Source organism: Peribacillus sp. SIMBA_075 (assembly GCF_046534585.1).
In genome coordinates this window covers 1-259 of record NZ_JAWRYN010000940.1, presented here as the reverse complement: position 1 = coordinate 259, position 259 = coordinate 1, and the positions used below count along the sequence as shown (strand labels likewise).

Below are 259 nucleotides of genomic sequence, written 5' to 3'. Positions count from 1 at the left end.
AGACATGCTGGCACGGTATCGTGTGACAGAAAACGAAATCAAACGTCAGCTGGAGAGTTATTTGGGAGATCAATCTGCAGGTACAGTCCAATGGAACAATCGAAATGTGGCTGTTAACGTTCATTTCCCAAGCAAGTGGATGGATCATCCCGATCAGGTGAAAAATATTTTGATTCGCACCCCGCAGGGAACAGTCCGCTTGGCTGATTTGGTAGATTGGTCAATCGCCAAAGAAGCGATGGTCTACGATCGAAAAGAC

At 46.3% G+C, this 259-nt stretch carries 1 protein-coding gene; it reads left to right on the top strand.

The window, feature by feature from the left end; genetic code table 11:
- Positions 1-259 (top strand): hypothetical protein (locus SB775_RS31025; RefSeq protein ID WP_410865113.1); only part of this gene is annotated, 259 nt, incomplete at both ends.